Genomic DNA, 17,448 nt, shown 5'->3' with positions numbered 1-17,448 from the left:
TGGTTAACGCAAACGTCGCGCTTAATGCCCCGCCCAGATCTCACAATGTTTTTTCACCAGCCCACTCAGCGAGCCACCGTTTGCCACAAAATCACGCATGTGCCGGACCTCATTGTGACCCTTTTTCACCTGCTGATGTAAGGTGTTTATGGCACTGGCAGCCCCCACTTTTTCCGCCGATGCTGCGACAGTGTCCAGTAAGCGTAGCGTGTTATCCGCCAGGTGATGGTGATCCCCGGTGTTCACGTCGGTGAGTATTCCTTCCATACCAAAACGACAGGCCTGAAAACGGTTGAATTTGTACAACAGATAATCATTTTCCTGATGCCTGAATGGCCGTTTAGTGAGTAACCAGTGGGCGGTAGCCTGAATAAGCCCGGCTATGTTGAGTGCGTGCTCAAGAGTCAGCGGGGTATCCATCACCCGCACTTCTACCGTTCCAAAGTGTGGGCTGGGGCGGATATCCCAGTGCAAATCCTTAATACTGTCAACGATGCTGGTCCATGCCAGTCGGCGAAATAAGCCCTCAAATTCCTGCCAGTTGCGCACCCACGGCATCGGGCCATTATCGGGAAATCCGGAGAAAATGTTCAGCCGCGCGCAGGCAAATCGCGTGTCTGCTTCCTGCATATAAGGTGAGGCGGCAGAGAGCGCAATAAAATGCGGAACAAAGCGCGACAGGCCATGCAGCAGGTAAATGGCGTCGTCACCGTTGGCGCAACCGATATGAACATGCTGACCGAAAACCGTTGCCTGCTGAATAAGGTAGCCGAAGTTCTCCAGGTTCCGCCGATAGCGTTCGTCATCACACACTTCCTGACGCTGCCATGTTTGAAACGGGTGCGTACCACCGCCGCAGATTTCGAGGTGATGCGCTGTGGCGGCGCGCAAAACAAGGTGCTGCATGGTGGAAAACTGTGCGGCAGCCTGGTCAATATCGCGACACACCCCGGTCGCCATTTCCAGCATACTTTCGGTGATATCGTGCTTCACCTCGCCGACAGTGAGTTCTGACTTCACGGCGTCAATCAACCTGGACGCGTCCTGACTCAGATCGTAGCCCGGAGGATTGATTACCTGCATTTCCAGTTCAATACCTAACGTGAAGGGGTCAGAGATATGAAAATCGGGAAGTGACATCGTGTTCCCCTGAGCGTTGATTTTTAATCAGTATAGAAGGGGCGGTGATTTTCGGTTCTGCGTTAAAAATTCCTGACCGGTACTTTGAAGGCGAAATGGCGGGTGCTATAACTTGGTTTTTGTTTGCATAACAGGGGTTGAACAGTGCCAGAGATAAATCGGTATGGGCAGACGGTGGGTGATGCCCTGCCGGACTGGAATGGCGCAACCGCGCTGCCACGGAGTGTGCTTATTGGTCAATATTGCTGTCTGGAGCCCCTGAATGCTGACCACCATGCTGCCGATTTGTTTGACGCCTACGCACAGGCACCTGATGAACGTGACTGGACCTGGCTTGCCAGCACGCGTCCTGCGTGCGTAGAGGAGGCCGTGCGTTGGGTGACGGACAAATCAACGGATGCCTCTTTGGTTCCCTATGCGGTGATTGATTTACAATCCGGGCGCGCCGTGGGGTTAGTCTCATTCATGGCGATCGACCTTGTAAATGGCTCGGTCGAGATAGGCCATGTGACCTGGTCGCCACGCATGAAGAATACGGTATTGGGTACAGAAACCGTCTGGCTGCTGCTGCGTCAGGCATTTGCGCTGGGCTATCGCCGCGTGGAGTGGAAATGCGATTCTCTGAACGTCGCATCCCGCCGTGCGGCGGAGCGTTTAGGGTTTATCCATGAAGGGCGCTTTCGCCAGAAGATGGTGCGTAAGGGTCGCAACCGCGATAGCGACTGGCTATCAATGATTGACGATGAGTGGCCACAGTGTGACGTTGTTTTACAGCGCTGGCTGGCCCCGGAAAACTTTGATGCGCAGGGGCGGCAGCATCGGTCACTGGCGGCGTGCAGAGCGATTTAAGTTAACGCCCGCAGTTTGAGATGTCTGCGGGCGAATTTCTGTTACCAGCAGATAAATCCACCATCTACCACCAGGTCGACGCCGGTACAAAATGAGGCTGCATCGCTGGCAAGAAATAACGCCGGGCCAGCCATTTCTTCCACCCTGGCCATTCGCTGAATGGGTGTCTGACTTTCAAATTCCCGCGTCTGATGAACCATCTCCGGACGGGTATTCATCGGCGTGGCGGTATAGCCAGGGCTGATTGAGTTCACGCGAATACCTTTCCCAATCCACTCCATCGCCAGGCTTTTCGAAAGATGTATCACGCCAGCTTTAGAACTGTTGTAGTGAGCCTGTTCCAGTCCCCGGTTGACAATGATTCCTGACATGGACGCGATGTTGATGATCGAACCGCCGCCGGATTCAATCATCAGTTCTGCCTCCGCTTTACAGGAGTTCCATACGCCAGTGAGATTGATGTCAATTACGCGTTGCCACTGCTCGCTTTCCATTTCCAGCGCAGGATTGGCGTTAGCAATACCGGCGGCGTTTACCGCGATATTCAGGTGTCCGAAGCGCTCTTTTGCCAGCGCAACTGCAGCGCGCAGGTCATTAAACTGCCGGACATCGCCCGAATAGAGAGCAGCCTGCCCGCCAATGGCTTCGATATTATTGACGGTTTCTTTTAGTCCGCCGTCTTCGCGCAAGTCAAAGCAAACTACGCGAGCACCCGCACTGGCGAGGGCATACGCGATAGTCTGACCGATGCCGCTGCCCGCGCCGGTCACGAAAGCGACGCGCCCTTCAAGGTTAAACAGTTGTTGAGCAAAATCTTTTGCGATCATAGTGATAACTCTCCCTGCAAATACCCTTGCGGGCGTTACGACATAATCAGGCCGCCATCGATATTGATGGTCTGTCCGGTGAGATAACGTGCATCGTCAGAGGCCAGGAAAGCGACCAGTCCGGCGACATCCTCAGGTTTACCCGCACGTTTCATGGGAATGCCTTCAACCCATTCCGCCATCAGTTCACCTTTGCCATAGCGTTTTTCCTCCGTGCTGAGGATCTCGCCCCATACTCGGTCGTTGTAATCCCACATTTCACTCTCAATAATGCCCGGGCAGAAGGCATTGACGGTGATATTCCACGGAGCCAGTTCATGTGCCAGACTTTGAGTGATACCGATCACGCCCATCTTGCTGGCGGCATAATGCGGAGTGTAGATAAACCCCTGGCGTCCCTGACCGGAGGACGTGTTAATCAGGCAGCCCTGGTTTTGTTTAACCATATATTTTGCGGCTTCCCGGCAGCAGAGCCACACTCCGGTAGTGTTTACGGCGAGGACTTTTTCGAAATCCGCTTTCGGCATGCGGTCGAAATAATCGATAGTGATGACACCTGCGTTCTGGATGGATACATCAATGGTGCCAAAGCGCGCGGCGGCCTGTTCATACAGTGATTGCACCTGCGCCTCATTGGTGACATCAACCTGCAAAGACAGAATGTCGGCCTGGTAACGATGACGCAGTTGTTCAGCCGTTTCGTGGACGCGCTCGGCGTTGGAGACCATCACCAGTTTCGCGCCATCGCGGGCGAAACGTTCAGCGATGCCCGCGCCAATCCCCCGGCAGGCGCCGGTGATGACAACAGTCTTACCCTGAAAATCACGTTGCATATTCTTATCTCCTGAATAAGCCGGGCAACACACGTCCGGCGGAATGATGCTGCTTAACTGGATACGGTATTGGCTGAAGGTGTCGCCGTCTGCTTTTCTTCATGGCGACGCATCAGAATGACCTTGTTCTGTAGCTTTTGCTGGAACTGATCGACGACTACGGCGGTGACAATAACCACGCCTTTAATCACCATTTGCCAGAAATCGCTGACACCCATCATCACCATGCCATCCGCCAGAAAGACGATGACGAAGGCACCGATAATGGATCCGGAGACGCGCCCGCGCCCCCCGGCAAGCGCGGTTCCGCCCAGCACAGTCGCGCCAATGGCATCCATCTCAAACATGTTGCCGGTCATCGGGTGTGCGGTTTGTAACTGGGAAGCCACAATCAGCCCGACAAAAGCGGCACACAGCCCGGAGAAGGCATAGACAAATATTTTCGCTTTTACGATAGGTACGCCAGCCAGGCGCGCAGCAGATTCGTTCCCCCCGATAGCGTAGATATAGCGACCGAGAGGGGTTTTGGTGGTGAGCCAGTAGCCCAGCAGTAAGAAGGCGATCATCAACCAGATAGGCAGATAAATCCCCAGTAGCGTGCCTGAACCCAGCGTGGCGAAACCGGTGTTACCCAGCGCTTCCATACCGTTGAGGTTGGGGTAGGTGCTACCGTCATTAAACAGCAAGGCTGACCCCCTGGCGACGTACATCATGCCGAGGGTACAGATAAAGGGGGCAACACCGAAGCGAGTGATTACCGCGCCGTTAACCAATCCAACAATGATGCCGAAGATGGCGACACAGAGAATCACTTCAGGCACGTTGAAAAAGAGAATATTGCCGCCCCAGATGGGCAGACCGTTAGTGAGCAATGCCCCTGCAACCATGCCGCAAATACCTGCCACTGCGCCGACGGAAAGATCGATACCGCCGGTCAGGATCACCAGCGTCATACCAATCGCCAGTAGTCCGGTGATCGCAACATGCTGGGTCATAATCAGCAGGTTAGATGTGGTCAGGAAATTCGGTACCATCACGCTGAAGAATGCGATCACCAGCAGCAGAGCGATAAACGTTCTGGCCTTCAGCAGGTACATATAAATCATATATTTCTGGTTCATGATGGATTCCAGCCTGATTAATCTTGAGGTGTAGAAGCCGCGATCAATTTCTCACGAGTGACCGCATGGCGAGGGACATCTGCGGTAATGCGGCCATCGGCCATCACCAGAATTCGGTCCGCCAGGGCCATCACTTCATCCAGTTCTGATGAGGAGAACATCACCGCCAGCCCTTGCTGAGCCATTTTGCCGATCAGGTGATATACGTCAGTTTTGGCACCGACATCGATGCCACGAGTAGGTTCATCAAGGAAGACCACCTGTGGCTGCGTCATTAATGCTTTGCCGAGGACAACCTTTTGTTGATTGCCTCCACTCAATGAGGTAATAGGCAGCTCGGGATCGCTGACTTTGATGGCTAGCTGCTGGATCATATTCTTCACGCTGGCCTGTTCTTTATGCGGGTTGAGCCATTTCCAGGCACGGCGAAATCCTTTCAGGCTGAAGTCAGACAGCGTCATGTTGGACTGAATTGACATCATCTGAATGACGCCTTCGCCCTGTCTGTCTTCTGGTACCAGCGCCAGCCCTTTTTTCAGTCGGGACTGAAAGTGGGCTTTATTAATGCATTCACCGTTGAGCTGAACATTCCCACTCTGGCAAGGCATCAATCCAACCAGGCCTTTGAACAGTTCTGTACGTCCTGCGCCCAGCAGACCGTAGATTCCAATCACTTCACCTTTACTTAAGCTAAATGTTACGTCATTGAGCTTATAGCCACCGCTGGGATGGAGTGCTGTGAGTCCCTGAACAGTAAGGATCGTGTCACTTTTTGGTGCGGGCTGATAATCGAAATGTTTTTTCTTATCGCCAACCATTTGTTCAATGATCCATGGAACGCTGGCATCGTTGACCGTTCTTTCACTGATAAATCGGCCATCGCGAAAGATAGTGATGTAGTCACCAATTTCCATCAGTTCTTCAAGACGATGAGATATGTAGATGATGGTAACGCCACGCCGCTTGAGCTGTTCAATCACATTGAACAACACCTTTACCTCAGACTGGCTGAGGGCTGACGTTGGTTCGTCCATAATTAGCACACGCGTATCTTTGGAAAGGGCACGGGCAATCTCAATCAGTTGCTGGTGGCCAATCCCGAGTTCATCCAGGGGCGTATACGGATCAACGTCCAGTTCAAGCCTTTCCAGTAAAGATTTAGCCAGTGCATACTGGTACTTTTCGTTAATTCTCCCTTTCTGAAAGAACTCATTAGCCATGAAGATGTTGTCCATGACGTTCATATTTGGGAAGAGATTTAATTCCTGGAAAATAATGCTAATGCCCTGTTTTTCAGCCTGATGAGTTGAATTCAGAAAAACGGGCTTGCCGTCCAGAAAGATTTGACCGGATGATGGGCTTTCAACACCAGCAAGCATTTTCATCATGGTGGATTTACCGGCACCATTTTCTCCGATCAGCACGTTTACTTTATTACGATATACCCGGTAATTAACGTTATCTAATGCTACTACCCCAGGGTAGATGCGTGACAGATCGCGGGTTTCGATAATAACGTCTGATTCGACTGGGTGGGGAACGATGATATCTTGCTGTTGCATTTTATTGTCCCCTCATCTTTTCTATTTTTGCTGGTGTAATATCCGGAAGCGTTTGCGGAATATCCCACGCAGAAAAAACACCATAGACTTGTGTTGATTCACCCGTTTTTAGTTGCGACGCTTGAATCATTTTTATCGCTTGTTCGTTAATGGCTCGACCATATTCACCAAATAATACCTGGTCGTTGAAGTCGCCATAGCTGGTGCCTTTATAAGCATCGCGTAATTGCGTGCCTCGCAGGGTTGGGCCAATTTGTACGATAATATTGCTGCCGCTTTTATCCGTGATAGTCATTTTCCCACTGCGGGACGTGGTATCAAGATGGCTAATTGGCCCCTCTACTTTCACGTAAAAGATACAGGGATTCTCTTCCTGGGAGCGGTAGCCAAGGTTTTTACAGGCGCTATCAATGTCTGGTTCGGTTTGCAACGCGGCCATTAATTCAGCAACCGGACGAGCCTGCCCAACAATTTGTGGGACAATTTTGCTTTGCCACGTTTGGTCTATATTCGCCATATTGGGGTTTGGTGGAGATTTGAGATCCGCCAGCTCTTGCTGCGAGACGATGCGACATCCTCCGACGGTCAATACGGCCAGCGCCAGCCAGACTTTTTTAGTCATAATATTCTCCTTTGCGCCTCGTGAGAGGCGCAATAACCCGAGATCAGGATTTGATATTGAAATCCTGGACTTTATCTGCGTTATCTTTAGTGATGAGAATGCCGCGGAACATGACGCGTTGTTTAGCTGGTTTTACGCCATTTTGCAGGTAGTTATCCAGATCCGCGACGCCCTGTGCAGCGATCGCCTGAGCCTGAAGCATCACCGTGGCTTGAAGTGTTCCTGCTTTTACCGCATCACGTTCGTCGTTGCTGCCATCAATGCCAACGACAATAACGTCGTTACGGTTGGCTGCTTTGAGCGCGGCGATGGCGCCAAGCGCAACAGGACCGTTGCCGCAGATGACACCTTTAACGTCCGGATGTGCCTGCAGAATGCTATCCATAATACGTTTACCGTCGATAAGCGTACCTTTGGCATCCTGTTTGGCGACGCTGGTCATGTCCGGGAACTGGTCAATAACCTGGTGGAAGGATTTAGAGCGAGTAACGCAGTTATTATCAGCCAGGTTACAGGTCAATTCGGCATATTTGCCTTTTTCGCCCATCTTCTCAACAAATACGTTGGCCACCTCAGAACCAGCCTGGAAGTTATTATGGGTGATTTGTACAAGCGCAACATCATCAACCGGAATTTCCCTGTTGATTAATATGACAGGAATCCCAGCTTTTTTTGCTTTTTCAATTGCCGCAACACTTGCGGTTGAGTCTGCATTATCCAATACAATACCCTGGACTTTTTTTCCGATGGCGGTATCGATTAATTCATTCTGTTTTTTAACATCTTCACTGTGCGAAAGAATCGTGGTTTTGTAACCTAACTGTTGTGCTTTTTCACTGGCACCTTTTGCCTCAGAGGCGTAATAAGGGTTATCCAGTGAGTTAACCATAATCATGATTGTCCCTTTATCTGCGGCATGGGCAGTAAAAGACAAAGCAGTCAGGGTTGCAGCAGTTAGCAGCGTTAAACGTAATTTCATGACAATGTTCTCTCTGTGTTGTTATTGTCGGGTACGGTGAAACAACGTAAAGCCTGAATTCTTTTATGGGCCGGAATTCTCCTTTTATTGTTGGTAAAAAATCGTCACGTATTTTCCCTGGTGAGGCGTCAGACGGACGAGGCCGGTTTCCATAATGTTCTGTCTACCGCATGGCGCCATTCTTGCCATCTTTTTTGCAGACGATGATGACGCGTCATGTCGGGTTGAAATGTGCTGTGTACGGTTAAAAAGGCTTTTAAATCAGTGAGCGAACCGGGGTGAAGTGCTTTACGCGCCAGTAATGCAGCGCCAATGGCCGAAAGTTCCGGTACATCGCTGCGCATCACCGGGCAACCCAATAGGTCTGCCTGATATTGCATTAGCCAGTCATTCCTGGTCGGTCCGCCATCAACCATCAATGCTGACAGGCTAAAATCATTATGCTGTTGCATAGTGACCACGACGTCGGCGATTTGATAAGTCATCGACTCGAGCGCGGCGCGAATTAAATGCGCCCGCTTTACACCCCGACTGAGTCCGCAGATAACGCCACGGGCGCTGTCATTCCACCAGGGCGCGCCTAGCCCGGTGAGGGCAGGGACAAAATACACGCCGAGCGTTGATTCGACAGATTCAGGAAGGGTATTCAGCTCGTGAGTGAGTTCGGCGTCAGGCAGCTCGCTGAGCCCGGTGCTTTCTGCCATCCACGCTACCGCATCGCCGGTGTGTGGAATATTTCCTTCAAGACCGTAAATGATGCTGTCGCCATCGTGCCAGGCGATAGTGGTCGCCAGCGCACCAATATCACTCTGCGCGGATTTCACCGGTGCCATTACAGAAGAGCCTGTGCCGTACGTGGCCTTAACGCATCCCATCTCGCCGAGAGCATGGCCGAACAAAGCGGCGTGTGAGTCACCGACCATCGACATCACCGGAATGCCGTCCGGGATCCCATTCAGTCCACGGGTGTGACCAAATAACCCGCTCGATGGTTTGATTTCCGGCAATGCGGCGCGAGGAATGTGGAACAATGACAGCATGGTGTCATCCCATTGCCCGGTGTGCAGATTGAGTAACTGTGTGCGTGCGGCATTGGAATAGTCGCAGGAGAACGCTTCGCCGCCGGTTAAGTTCCACAGCAGCCAGCTATCGATTGTTCCAAGACAGATCAGTCCCTGTTCCGCGAGCTGTGGGCCATCAGTCACCGATTCCAGCAGCCAGCGCATTTTAGATGCTGAGAACAGTGGGGCTATCGGCAGGCCAGTCGTTGTTTTAATCAACTGCTCTTTATTGTCCTGGCGTAATGCCTCGCAGTAACCTGCGCTGCGGGTACATTGCCAGGTGATAGCGGAATTCAGCGGTTTACCTGTATGACGATACCAGCCAATCGCGGTTTCTCGCTGATTACTGATAGCCAGTGCTGCCACATTTTCTGCCCCAGCGTGATTAACCGCTTTGGCGATGACGTTAATGGAGGCGTCAATCAACATCTCACCGGATTGTTCAACCCAACCTTCACGTGGCGTTTGAATCGCCAGCGGCTGAGAAAACTTGGCCACGACGTTGCCCTGTGCATCAAGCACGACCGCCTTCGCGTTGGTCGTACCTTCATCCAGCGCAATAATGAACTCTTTCTTCGCTGCACACATAGATTATCTCCTGAGCCACGTAGCGTTCCGGTTTAGAGGGTAGAGTACCCTTAACTGTCGTTTCATTACTTCATCATGCCTGGCCGCGACGTTGTGTTTTTTATTGCTGAATATATATTCGATGTTGATTATTTATTTAATACCTTAGCCAGATTATTTCCGTCGGGCTACAGGAAAAATCATCAATTGTGCTGAGAATCACACTTACACAGACAGGGGAAGAGCAGGGAGAATAAAAAAATAACTGGAGATGAATCCTTTCAGTTCATTGAAATATAATGGTTTTATGGTAAGCCTTTGCCGTAAATATCATTTATGCAAAGGCTAAAAGAGGTATCAGAATCAGGCTGTAACCAGCATTCGGGCGGTGGGGTAGTCGGTGATCAGTACGTCGATATAGCCGCCATTTAATGCACCCTTAATCGCGGCAACTTTATCCGTTCCCCCCGCCAGTGCCACTACATTCGGACATTTTTTCACTTTGTCGAGAGCCATACCGATAACCGGATCTTCATCATCCGTTAATACCGGTTGACCATTTTTGTCATAGTAGTGCAGACAAATATCGCCAACGGCACCGCGATCGGCCAGGACTTGCAGCATATCTTCGTGATAGTAGTTACCTGAGGTTTTCAGTAACTGAGAAGGTTCCAGAATACCGACACCAACAATAGCAATATCGACATTATCGAAGCGAGAAATGACGTCAGCGACGTCTTTACTGGCGATGAGGCGATTTTTCTCTTCGACCGAGCCTTCGATGCTTTGTGATGGAAGCAACCAGGCTTCACAGTTCAAATGTTGAGCAAGTGTCTGTGTCAGAATGGTCGCCTGTACGTTACCGTTAGGTCCTACACCCCCCAGTAGTTGAATAACGCCGCCTGCTTTAAGATTTTGGGTGTGGACTTCATCAACCATGGCGCGAATTGTTGAACTCCATGAAGATACCCCGACCAGATCTTTGGGCCGCAAGCGTGTTTCCAGATAGTGTGCGGCGGCAGAGCCGATGGCCCGCTTGATGGTGTAATCACTGGCATCCTCTTCCGTATCCACCACAATTGCCTGCTTAAGCCCGTAGCGTTCCTCGATGCCTTTCTCAAGATTCAGGAAGATATTTGAGGGCTGGACGACGCTGATTTTTACCACGCCTTCTTTTTGGCAGCGGGTGATGGCTCTGGATATAAACGACTGAGAAAGCGAGAGAAGCTGAGCAATATCGGATTGTTTGCGTCCCTCAAGGTAGTAAAGGGTTGCGATTTTAACCAATAGCCGTTGTTCATCCTGCTTAGCCATATATTTCCCCGAAAATCATTTACGTACAGCCATTATCTTAGAGTGTTTTATCATACGCGAAAAATGACGACAGTTAAGTGTGATAAAGCTCTAACTTTAACCAATACTCAAAAACAGCTATGGACAAAAATAGAAAACGGGCCGCATAATTGAATAAAGAGTCATGTGTGAATATATATTCATGATGGCTTCAGATCAACTGAAGATTACCCGGCATCAGTTTGCATGCGGTAAGGAGGCAGAATGTTCCTGAGTATGACGCAGCGCGCAAGCCTTGTGATGCAACGCCTGGGGATTTCTGGTTTTTTTAGTCCCTGATGGAATAAATATTCCGTATTGAAAATAAATTCAGAGGTATTAAATGAATCCCTACAACTATGATGTCCAGACACTTGAGCGCAAAGCGCGGGCTGTGCGCCGCCACATCGTTAGACTGAATGCTAACAGCCCTGCAGGGGGGCATACTGGCGCAGACCTTTCCCAGGTCGAACTGCTGACTGCGCTCTACTTCCGAATGCTTAATGTTGCTCCGGATCGTATCAATGATGATGAGCGCGATGTTTATATCCAGTCTAAGGGGCATGCAGTAGGGTGTTACTACTGCGTCCTGGCAGAGGCGGGTTATTTCCCCATCGACTGGCTGGAAACGTATCAACATGCCAATTCCCATCTCCCCGGACACCCCGTTCGTCAGAAAACCCCGGGCATTGAACTGAATACTGGCGCATTAGGCCATGGTTTACCTGTTGCGGTCGGGCTGGCACTGGCGGCTAAGAAGAGCAACAGCGCCCGCCGCATCTTTTTAATTACCGGTGACGGTGAACTGGCTGAAGGCAGTAACTGGGAGGCGGCGCTGGCTGCGGCGCATTATGGTCTCGACAACCTGGTCATTATTAATGATAAAAACAACCTCCAGTTAGCCGGGCCGACGCGCGAAATCATGAACACCGATCCGCTCGCCGCAAAATGGCAGGCATTTGGTATGCAGGTGACTGAATGCCTGGGGAATGATATGGCGTCGGTTGTTGCCGCGCTGGAAGGACTGAAGCAGGAAGGTAAACCCAATGTCATTATTGCTAATACCACGAAAGGCGCTGGTATCTCCTTTATTCAGGGGCGCCCCGAATGGCACCACCGCGTACCGAAAGGTGAAGAAATTGAACTGGCACTGGAGGAACTGAGAGATGAGTAATGCAGAACACCTTGCAAACGTTATGGTTCAGGCATTTATTGATGCAGTAGAACGTGGTGTCGATCTGGTGCCGGTCGTGGCGGACTCTACATCAACCGCAAAAATTGCCCCCTTCATCAAACAGTTCCCGGGGCGTTTGGTAAATGTAGGTATTGCTGAGCAAAGCATGGTTGGAACGGCCGCTGGTTTGGCCCTCGGCGGCAAGGTGGCTGTCACTTGTAATGCCGCACCATTCCTGATCTCACGAGCCAATGAGCAAATTAAGGTCGACGTTTGTTACAACAATACCAATGTGAAGTTATTTGGTCTTAACGCGGGCGCCAGCTATGGTCCGCTGGCGAGTACTCACCACGCGATTGATGATATCGCGATTATGCGCGGCTTCGGCAACATTCAGATTTTTGCCCCATCTTCGCCGCGTGAATGTCGGCAGATTATCGACTATGCGCTGGGCTACCAGGGGCCGGTCTATATCCGCATGGACGGGAAGGCGTTGCCGGAGTGTCATGATGAAAATTATCGCTTTATCCCTGGTGCAATCGTGACCTTACGTGAAGGCGAAGATATTGCGCTGGTGGCGACAGGCTCGACAGTGCATGAAATCGTTGATGCTGCCGCGCTGTTGGCTGATTCCGGTATTCAGGCGACGGTGGTCAGTGTCCCTTCAATTCGACCGTGTGATACGAAAGCACTTTTATCTGCATTACATGGCTGTAAAGCAGTCATCACCGTTGAAGAGCATAATGTTAATGGCGGACTGGGGAGTTTGGTGGCTGAAGTTTTGGCTGGAGCAGGTGCCGGCACGAGGCTGAAACGTTTGGGGATCCCTGATGGTGAGTATGCGGTGGCGGCCGATCGTGGCTGGATGCGTCAGCACCACGGTTTTGACGCACAGGCGATTGCAACACAGGCACGCGAAATGCTTTGAATGCTACTCTGTGGCCAGAGTCATAACGTGGCTATCTGAAAACCGCCACCGCACACGGTATGTCCGGGCGTGTGTCAGCAGGAGCAGTTGCTGTTTCTGAACACTGACAATTTGATATTGCAAAAACCCGGTGTTTGCCTGCTGTAAAGCTGGGGTCGCTTTGAAGGCGCTCTCTTTGGCGGAAAAAGCCAGTGTGAGCGCCTGCTCAAAGGGCAATCCACTCTCTACCATCCATGCTTTTTCTTCATCTGTCACTATGCTGCTTGCCAGTTCCGCTGCGACCTGCGGCGAAAAAATGGCTTCAATGTCCAGCCCGACGGGGTGGCGTGAGACAACCGCCAGCGCCGTGTTTTCGCAATGACTGATACTGCCAAACAGGCCTTGCGGCCACAGGGGGCGTCGCTGCTCGCCGATGCCGGGCACCGTTTTGCTGCCATATTCACGCAGGGCATGCACGGCGGCAATACGTCCTGCCAGGTGTTCTGCTTTACGTTTACGTGCGCCAGCGGTTAGCAGGGCATGGTGAGGGAGCCAGAGCAGATCGTGTTCGTGAAAGCTGTTGGGATCAAATTCGATGCTCTGCAGCGAATAGCCTGCGAAAGGGATTGATGTGTGTATTGTACGCATGATTTTGTATCGTTTCCCTCTCCCCACCGGGAGGAGAGGGAACAACGCTATCAGAAGTGTGTATTCACGCTCATGAACCACGTACGACCCGGTTCGTTATAGGTGTACGCACCAGCGCCCGCCATATAATTTCCGGTCACGATATCGCCAGTGGTCTGGGCATTACCTTCACGCCACAGACGTTTGTCAAAGACGTTATCCACACCGCCGGTCAGACTGACGTTTTTGGTCACATCCCAGGTCGCGCTCAGGCCGACGATGCTGTACGGACTCACTTCTTGTGCCGAGCTGCCGGTCACCGGTTTACCCTGATAATCGTATTTCTTCGGTTGCTGCTTGCCGTACCAGGTAAAGGTGGATTGCAGTGACAGATCTTCACGAGCCTGCCAGCTCAATGTGGAGTTCAGCGTGTACTCAGGAATAATCGACAGACGCTCGCCAGTCTCTTTATTCTTGCTTTGCAACATGTAGGTGATGTTGTTGGTCCAGGTAACGGTCTCGCTAACCGGTACGTTCAACGTTCCTTCCAGGCCTTCTACCACCGCTTTAGGAATGTTTTCCCACTGATAGATATCGGTGTAGGTTGTTGTGGTCTTGCCCGTTGTTGCGTTTTTCTTGCTGATAGAGGTTCTGTCAAACGGTACCGTACCCGCTTCAATCTTGTTACGGTAATCGTTGCGGAACCAGGTGACGCCAGCCAGCCAGCCGTCACGTTTGAACTCGAGACCAATCTCTTTGTTGATGCTGGTTTCTGCTTTCAGGTCATCGTTACCCATCATGTAGCAGCCAATACCGCTGGCAGAACCGGTGGCATAGCAGCCCTGGCCTTTACTGTACAGAATGTAATTTGGGTTGAGTTGGTACAGGCTTGGTGCTTTATAGGCGCGTGCGATGCCCATTTTCAGCGTAAAGTCGTCGCCCAAACCTTGAGACAGGTTTAATGACGGGCTCCAGTTGTCGCCTACAATGCTGTGGTGATCGAAACGCAGGCCCGGCGTCAGCATGGTGCTGTCGGTCAGCTCCATGTTGTTTTCGGCAAACAGGGAGAAGATCTCGGCTTTCGAATATGGGCTGCGATCGGTGCTGCTGTAGCCTGGAATATTACCGCCCATAAAGGTCTGCGAGTTAGACAGCATGTCCTTCATGCGCTGCTGGTTCCATTCAGTACCCAGCGTCAGGTTTTGATTGACCAGCAGATCCAACGGAATGCTGATCTCACTGTGCAGCATGACGTCATTCAGGTCGGCATCGACATATTTTTGGGAAGCCGTCGGGTCGAAGATCCCCTCGGTTCCACCGGCCAGACCTTCCGGCGTGCGAGAGTTACGCGTGTGTTCGTACTGCACCCAGTTGCTGGTGGTGACACCATTATCCCAGCCGCCGTTCCAGGTCAGCGAGTAATTCTGACGGTACAGACGGTTAGTTTCTTTACCGTAGTTATCTTTCACCAACTGGTTAGTGTTGGTATTTTGCGTGTCACCCGCGTACAGGTTGCCCTGGCGGCTATAACCCGCTTCCAGTTCCAGTGACTGCAGTGGGGCGAAATCCCAACGCACAATACCGTTGATGTCTTTGTTGATCACCCCTTCGCGACCGGCCGGTAAGGTATTGGAATACGTACCTGTACGTTCTGACTGATGGCCCTGGTTGATATCCCAGGCATCGGCCTGGGTTTTATCGAGGTTACCGTACAGACGGAAGCTGAAATCTCCGCCCATTGGACCATTCAGGCTAAAGTTGGTGCGTTTGGTTGAACCTTCGTCTTTGTGCTCCGGCGCGTTGAAATAGGTATCCCATGAACCGTGCCATTCACTGCTGCCTTTTTTGGTGATGATATTCACCACACCACCTGCCGCGCCGTTGCCGTAGCGTGCTGCTGCTGGGCCGCGCAGGACTTCAATGCGTTCAATCATTTCTGGTGGTACCCAGGCGGTATCACCGCGGGTATCACGCTCACCACGCCACCCCTGGCGCACAGAGTTGCGGCTGGTCACCGGCTTGCCGTCGATCAAAATCAGGGTGTTTTCTGGGCCCATACCGCGAATATCAATCTGCCGGTTGTTACCGCGCTGGCCACTGGTTGAGTTACCGGTCAGGTTCACACCTGGCATGGTACGGATGATTTCCGAGACGTCGCGAGCCGGAGGGTTCTTACGGATCTCATCTGCGGTGATGGTTGAAACGCCTGGTGCCTGCAGGTTCTGCTGAGCGGCGGTGACGACGATGGTGTCTTCATGAGAGACGGCGGCGCTATCGGTTTTATCTTCTGCCATTGCGGGCAGTGCTACCCCGTAAATCCCTAAATTGACCAATAAGGCCAGTGAATGAATCTTGTTGTTCATTGTATGTCCTGCTTTCTTTTAGCCACGAGTACCCGTGTGCCGTTTTGGGCACCAGGCCTGATGTCGCCCGCATCTGCGTAAACCCTCCGTTCCAGAAAAAGTACGCAGCGCCAGGTCGGTTTATAAGTGGTGAAAAACTGTGCGCGCTTCCCACAGCGCGTCAATACGCTATTGCAAATGCAAATAGTTATCAATAATATTATCAATATATTTCACGCAAATATATAAAATTTCACAATAAACATGGGGTTATGACGGTGACGGCGTTAATGATGGGAAGCGAGGCGTGGTGGCAGTCTAAAAATGGCCCGGAATGGGAGCGTGAAGACAACGGAGATTACCGCGTAACGTTCTGGTGGCGTGACCCACAGGGCACCGAAAAAGAGTCAGCCATTCGCCGGGTGTGGGTTTACATCACGGGCGTTACCGATCATCATCAAAATGCCGTACCCCAGTCGATGCAACGTATTGATGGAACGAATGTTTGGTGCTGGAGCATTTCCCTGAGCGCTAACTGGCGCGGCAGTTACTGTTTTATCCCCTCCGATCGAAACGATATTTTTGCCTCACTGGCACCGGGTGAAACGCCCGATCGTACTGTGCTACGTGAAGGCTGGCGGCAACTGCTGCCACAGGCTATTGCGGATCCTCTCAATACTCAAAGCTGGAAAGGGGGGCGGGGGCATGCGGTGTCCGCACTGGAGATGCCAGATGCTCCCGTACAGCCGGGATGGGATCGCCCTGAAAATCCTGACTCGCCCGCAGTATGCCTGCAATGGCACAGCGACCGGTTGGGTAATACGCGCCGGGTGTGGGTTTTTACCACCGGTGAAGCCAACCCGGAAGAACGTCCTCTGGCTATTCTGCTGGACGGACAGTTTTGGGCACACAGTATGCCGGTCTGGCCGGCACTCACCTCACTCACTCATCGTGGCCAGCTTCCACCCGCGGTATATCTCCTGATTGATGCCATTGACACGCCGCATCGCAGCCATGAGTTGCCGTGTAACCCTGATTTTTGGCTGGCCGTTCAGCAGGAATTATTGCCGTTGGTGAAGACCACGACGCCATTCAGCAACGACCCGCAGCGCACGGTAGTTGCCGGGCAAAGTTTTGGCGGTTTGTCTTCGCTGTATGCTGGACTGAACTGGCCAGATCGTTTTGGCTGCGTACTCAGTCAGTCCGGATCTTATTGGTGGCCGCATCGCGGTGGTCATCAGGATGGCGTGATTATTGAACAACTGAAGGCCGGAACGGTAGGCGTTCAGGGTCTACGTATTGTGCTGGAGGCCGGGACCCGCGAGCCGATTATTTTTCGTGCTAATCAGGCGCTATTCACCCAATTTCCCTCTGCACCACAGTCTATTTTCTGGCGTCAGGTTGAGGGTGGACATGATGCGCTTTGCTGGCGCGGCGGCTTAATGCAAGGGCTGATGACGCTCTGGCAACCGCTCACTGACACGCTTTAACCGGACGATGTTCCA

General features: G+C 51.8%; 15 protein-coding genes. 4 read left to right on the top strand and 11 right to left on the bottom strand.

The features are described from left to right. Window positions 1-21: 21 nt before the first annotated feature. Window positions 22-1,140 (bottom strand): YbdK family carboxylate-amine ligase, encoded by a 1,119-nt coding sequence (locus OGX95_RS04210; RefSeq protein ID WP_286628420.1) that lies wholly within the window; start codon window positions 1,138-1,140, stop codon window positions 22-24. A gap of 144 nt (window positions 1,141-1,284) precedes the next feature. Here OGX95_RS04210 and OGX95_RS04205 point away from each other — a divergent pair, with 144 nt between their 5' ends. After that, a complete protein-coding gene (locus OGX95_RS04205; protein ID WP_286628419.1) occupies window positions 1,285-1,989 on the top strand; it encodes a GNAT family N-acetyltransferase in 705 nt (234 codons plus the stop codon). 41 nt (window positions 1,990-2,030) lie between these two features. On the opposite strand, the gene OGX95_RS04200 is transcribed toward OGX95_RS04205, so the two are convergent. The 8 genes from OGX95_RS04200 to OGX95_RS04165 all read right to left on the bottom strand — a co-directional run bounded on the left by OGX95_RS04200 (window position 2,031) and on the right by OGX95_RS04165 (window position 10,875). Next, on the bottom strand, window positions 2,031-2,816 hold the full coding sequence (locus tag OGX95_RS04200) for an SDR family oxidoreductase (RefSeq protein ID WP_286628418.1): 786 nt from the start codon (window positions 2,814-2,816) through the stop codon (window positions 2,031-2,033). Between the two features lie 35 nt (window positions 2,817-2,851). Beyond that, a complete protein-coding gene (locus OGX95_RS04195) occupies window positions 2,852-3,649 on the bottom strand; it encodes an SDR family oxidoreductase (protein WP_286628417.1) in 798 nt (265 codons plus the stop codon). Window positions 3,650-3,702: 53 nt separating this feature from the next. Next, window positions 3,703-4,770, bottom strand: coding sequence for an ABC transporter permease (locus tag OGX95_RS04190; RefSeq protein WP_286628416.1), 1,068 nt, complete (start codon window positions 4,768-4,770; stop codon window positions 3,703-3,705). A gap of 17 nt (window positions 4,771-4,787) precedes the next feature. Then, a complete protein-coding gene (locus OGX95_RS04185) occupies window positions 4,788-6,332 on the bottom strand; it encodes a sugar ABC transporter ATP-binding protein (RefSeq protein ID WP_286628415.1) in 1,545 nt (514 codons plus the stop codon). Window position 6,333: 1 nt separating this feature from the next. Next, window positions 6,334-6,954 carry a DUF2291 family protein gene (locus OGX95_RS04180; protein ID WP_286628414.1) on the bottom strand — a complete coding sequence of 207 codons (621 nt, stop codon included), beginning with the start codon at window positions 6,952-6,954 and terminating at the stop codon, window positions 6,334-6,336. A gap of 43 nt (window positions 6,955-6,997) precedes the next feature. After that, on the bottom strand, window positions 6,998-7,933 hold the full coding sequence (locus OGX95_RS04175; RefSeq protein WP_286628413.1) for a D-ribose ABC transporter substrate-binding protein: 936 nt from the start codon (window positions 7,931-7,933) through the stop codon (window positions 6,998-7,000). Between the two features lie 128 nt (window positions 7,934-8,061). After that, window positions 8,062-9,582 (bottom strand): FGGY family carbohydrate kinase, encoded by a 1,521-nt coding sequence (locus OGX95_RS04170; protein ID WP_286628412.1) that lies wholly within the window; start codon window positions 9,580-9,582, stop codon window positions 8,062-8,064. Window positions 9,583-9,924: 342 nt separating this feature from the next. Further along, on the bottom strand, window positions 9,925-10,875 hold the full coding sequence (locus OGX95_RS04165) for a sugar-binding transcriptional regulator (protein ID WP_286628411.1): 951 nt from the start codon (window positions 10,873-10,875) through the stop codon (window positions 9,925-9,927). A gap of 361 nt (window positions 10,876-11,236) precedes the next feature. Here OGX95_RS04165 and OGX95_RS04160 point away from each other — a divergent pair, with 361 nt between their 5' ends. Further along, a complete protein-coding gene (locus OGX95_RS04160; protein ID WP_286628410.1) occupies window positions 11,237-12,067 on the top strand; it encodes a transketolase in 831 nt (276 codons plus the stop codon). Continuing rightward, the gene (locus OGX95_RS04155; RefSeq protein ID WP_286628409.1) at window positions 12,060-12,995 is read left to right on the top strand and encodes a transketolase family protein; all 936 of its coding nucleotides are present in this window, start codon (window positions 12,060-12,062) and stop codon (window positions 12,993-12,995) included. The genes OGX95_RS04160 and OGX95_RS04155 overlap by 8 nt, the downstream gene beginning before the upstream one ends. Window positions 12,996-12,998: 3 nt before the next feature. Here the strand turns inward: OGX95_RS04155 and entD are convergent, their stop codons facing one another. Both entD and OGX95_RS04145 read right to left on the bottom strand, forming a co-directional pair. Next, window positions 12,999-13,622 carry an enterobactin synthase subunit EntD gene (gene entD, locus OGX95_RS04150; protein WP_286628408.1) on the bottom strand — a complete coding sequence of 208 codons (624 nt, stop codon included), beginning with the start codon at window positions 13,620-13,622 and terminating at the stop codon, window positions 12,999-13,001. A gap of 50 nt (window positions 13,623-13,672) precedes the next feature. Next, on the bottom strand, window positions 13,673-15,964 hold the full coding sequence (locus OGX95_RS04145; RefSeq protein ID WP_061067488.1) for a TonB-dependent siderophore receptor: 2,292 nt from the start codon (window positions 15,962-15,964) through the stop codon (window positions 13,673-13,675). 251 nt (window positions 15,965-16,215) lie between these two features. Here OGX95_RS04145 and fes point away from each other — a divergent pair, with 251 nt between their 5' ends. Then, window positions 16,216-17,433, top strand: a complete 1,218-nt coding sequence (fes, locus tag OGX95_RS04140) for an enterochelin esterase (RefSeq protein ID WP_286628407.1) — start codon at window positions 16,216-16,218, stop codon at window positions 17,431-17,433. Window positions 17,434-17,448 lie beyond the last annotated feature (15 nt).

The organism is Citrobacter sp. Cu233 (genome assembly GCF_030332225.1).
GTDB lineage: Bacteria > Pseudomonadota > Gammaproteobacteria > Enterobacterales > Enterobacteriaceae > Citrobacter.
Note: the sequence above shows the minus strand (reverse complement) of the source record. Positions and strands in the feature narration are given on the sequence as shown.

What these genes read in the sequence shown, in the direction of transcription:
- OGX95_RS04210 (WP_286628420.1), bottom strand. Translation starts at nt 1,140, where the DNA reads ATGTCACTTCCCGATTTTCATATCTCTGACCCCTTCACGTTAGGTATT.
- OGX95_RS04200 (WP_286628418.1), bottom strand. Translation starts at nt 2,816, where the DNA reads ATGATCGCAAAAGATTTTGCTCAACAACTGTTTAACCTTGAAGGGCGC.
- OGX95_RS04195 (WP_286628417.1), bottom strand. Translation starts at nt 3,649, where the DNA reads ATGCAACGTGATTTTCAGGGTAAGACTGTTGTCATCACCGGCGCCTGC.
- OGX95_RS04190 (WP_286628416.1), bottom strand. Translation starts at nt 4,770, where the DNA reads ATGAACCAGAAATATATGATTTATATGTACCTGCTGAAGGCCAGAACG.
- OGX95_RS04185 (WP_286628415.1), bottom strand. Translation starts at nt 6,332, where the DNA reads ATGCAACAGCAAGATATCATCGTTCCCCACCCAGTCGAATCAGACGTT.
- OGX95_RS04180 (WP_286628414.1), bottom strand. Translation starts at nt 6,954, where the DNA reads ATGACTAAAAAAGTCTGGCTGGCGCTGGCCGTATTGACCGTCGGAGGA.
- OGX95_RS04175 (WP_286628413.1), bottom strand. Translation starts at nt 7,933, where the DNA reads ATGAAATTACGTTTAACGCTGCTAACTGCTGCAACCCTGACTGCTTTG.
- OGX95_RS04170 (WP_286628412.1), bottom strand. Translation starts at nt 9,582, where the DNA reads ATGTGTGCAGCGAAGAAAGAGTTCATTATTGCGCTGGATGAAGGTACG.
- OGX95_RS04165 (WP_286628411.1), bottom strand. Translation starts at nt 10,875, where the DNA reads ATGGCTAAGCAGGATGAACAACGGCTATTGGTTAAAATCGCAACCCTT.
- OGX95_RS04160 (WP_286628410.1), top strand. Translation starts at nt 11,237, where the DNA reads ATGAATCCCTACAACTATGATGTCCAGACACTTGAGCGCAAAGCGCGG.
- OGX95_RS04155 (WP_286628409.1), top strand. Translation starts at nt 12,060, where the DNA reads ATGAGTAATGCAGAACACCTTGCAAACGTTATGGTTCAGGCATTTATT.
- entD (WP_286628408.1), bottom strand. Translation starts at nt 13,622, where the DNA reads ATGCGTACAATACACACATCAATCCCTTTCGCAGGCTATTCGCTGCAG.
- OGX95_RS04145 (WP_061067488.1), bottom strand. Translation starts at nt 15,964, where the DNA reads ATGAACAACAAGATTCATTCACTGGCCTTATTGGTCAATTTAGGGATT.
- fes (WP_286628407.1), top strand. Translation starts at nt 16,216, where the DNA reads ATGACGGTGACGGCGTTAATGATGGGAAGCGAGGCGTGGTGGCAGTCT.